Genomic DNA, 2,600 nt, shown 5'->3' with positions numbered 1-2,600 from the left:
TTGGCGACGCAAGTGGTCTCGCGTATTCGTAAGTTGTTCGGTGTGGAGTTGGGTGTACGAACCCTGTTCGACGCGCCGACGGTGGCCGCCCTGGCGCAGGCGATGGGAGCCGGTGCGGCTGAGGCGAGGCCCAAGTTGACGCGAGCGGATCGCCCTGAGGCAATACCGTTGTCGTTCGCACAAAGTCGTCTGTGGTTCCTGCATCGGTTCGAAGGACCCAGCGCCACCTACAACATTCCGCTGGCGGTGCGAATGACCGGTGATGTGGATGTCGTGGCCCTGACGGCTGCCGTGGGTGATGTCCTCGGCAGGCATGAGGCTTTGCGCACGGTGTTCCCCGAGATCGATGGTGTGCCTCGGCAACTGGTGCTCGACGTCGATCAGGTCCGCCCGGAACTGGTGGTCACCACAGTGGCCGATCACGACCTGGAGGATGTTCTTGCCAGGGCGGCACAGCATGTTTTCGATCTCGTCGTGGACATCCCCCTTCGAGTCGAACTGTTCCAGGTGCGAAACGACCGGCAGCGGGGTGCAGACGACAGCGGCGAGTACCTCCTGGTGCTGGTGGTGCACCACATCGCGGGTGACGGCTGGTCCATGGCCCCGCTGTGGCGCGATCTGAACACCGCGTACACCGCGCGGAGCGCGGGACGTTCCCCTGAATGGCCGGGGCTGCCGGTGCAGTACGCGGACTACACGCTGTGGCAGCGGGAACTGCTGGGCGACGGCAACGATCCCGACACTGAGATGGCCTCGCAGGTCAGCTACTGGACCCAGGCACTGGCCGGGTTGCCCGAGCGGATCGAGTTGCCCACAGACCGCCCGTATCCGGCGGTGCCCTCCTACAGCGGCGATGTGGTGAGCTTCGACTGGGACGCGGGACTGCATGCCAGGCTGCGGGACGTCGCTCGGGAATGCGGGGCGAGCCTGTTCATGGTGGTGAACGCCGGGTTGGTGGTGCTGCTGTCCAGGCTCGGTGGTGGTGAGGACATTCCCGTCGGGGTGGTCATCGCCGGCCGGACCGACGAGGCAGTGGAGGATCTGGTCGGATTCTTCGCCAACACACTCATCCTGCGCACCGACACCTCCGGTGCCCCGACGCTCCGGGAGCTGATCGAACAGGTCCGCGAGCGCAGCCTGGACGCCTACGCTCATCAGGACGTTCCTTTCGAACGACTGGTGGAGGCCCTCAACCCGGTCCGGTCGATGGCGCATCAGCCACTCGCGCAGGTGATGCTCGCCTGGCAGAACAACATGTCGGGCGAACTGCGTCTGCCCGGACTGGACGTCTCGCTCGAAACCATCCGGACGGCGACCGCGAAATTCGATCTCTCCTTCTACTTCGAGGAACACGACGACGCTCGCCTGGCTCCGGCCGGGTTGGCGGGAGCGGTGGAGTTCCGGACGGATGTCTTCGACCGGGCAACGGTCGAAGGCGTTGTGGCACAGCTTCGGCGGGTGCTGGAGGCGGTGGCCGCCGATCCGGATCAGCGGGTGGATGCCGTCGATGTGCTGGACGCCGGCGAGCGCGAGCGACTGCTGGTGAAACAGAACGACACCGCCGTAGCACTGGAACCCGTCACGGTTCCGGAGCTGTTCGAGGGCCGGGCGGAGAGGACCCCGGATGCCACGGCGTTGGTGTTCGAGGGTGTCGAGTTGTCCTACGCGGAGCTGAACGCGCGGGCGAACAGGCTGGCTCACCTTCTGCTGGCGAGGGGAGTGGGACGGGACGCGGTGGTCGCGCTGGCGGTGCCTCGTTCCATCGAGATGGTGGTCGGCCTGCTGGCCGTGCTGAAGGTCGGTGCCGCGTATCTGCCCATCGACCCGGACTATCCGGCCGATCGGATCGAGTTCATGGTGACCGATGCCCGGCCGGCACTGGTGATCACCACGGCTGAGACGGCCCGTGACTTCCCGTGTCGGCAACTGGTGCTGGACGACGAGAGGCAACTCCCCGCATACCCCTCGGAAAATCCCGGCGCGGCATTCCGTCCGTCAGTGTCCAGTCCGGCCTACGTCATTTACACCTCAGGATCCACCGGCACGCCCAAGGGGGTCGTCGGCCTGCATGGCGGACTGACGAACAGACTGGCGTGGTTCCAGGACTGCTATCCGTGGCTGCCGGGCGAACCGTCCTGCGCGAAGAGTTCGCTCAGTTTCATCGACGGTTGCACCGAGTTGCTGGGACCGCTCTGCCACGGAGGTCTCGTCGTACTCGCCGACCGGGCCGCAGCCAAGCAGGTGCCCGATCTGGTCGCGTTGGTGGAGCGCCACCACATCACACGCCTCACCGTGGTCCCCAGCCAGCTGTCATCGATCCTGGACTACGGCCGACCCGAGCGACTCACCAGCTGCAGGCTGTGGATCAGCAGCGGCGAGCCGCTGACCGGCGCGGTGGTAACCCGGTTCGCCGAGGTGTTCCCCGACGCCACCCTGCTCAACCTCTACGGTTCGTCCGAGGCCAGCGGGGACAGCCTGCACGGCGAGGTCCATGGTTCGGACACTCCGATCGGTGGGCCGGTGTGGAATACGCGGGTGTATGTGTTGGACGGTGGTTTGCGTTTGGTGCCGGTGGGTGTGGCGGGTGAGTTGTATGTTTC

Annotated in this window: 1 protein-coding gene; it reads left to right on the top strand. The window is 65.8% G+C overall.

What is annotated here, in order from left to right; translation table 11 throughout:
* Positions 1-42: 42 nt before the first annotated feature.
* Positions 43-2,600: condensation domain-containing protein (locus ACIBJC_RS38620; protein ID WP_399301242.1), on the top strand; the 2,558-nt coding region annotated here is incomplete at its 3' end.

The sequence above is a fragment of the Streptomyces sp. NPDC050509 genome, from assembly GCF_044457965.1.
GTDB lineage: Bacteria > Actinomycetota > Actinomycetes > Streptomycetales > Streptomycetaceae > Streptomyces.
Note: the sequence above shows the minus strand (reverse complement) of the source record. Positions and strands in the feature narration are given on the sequence as shown.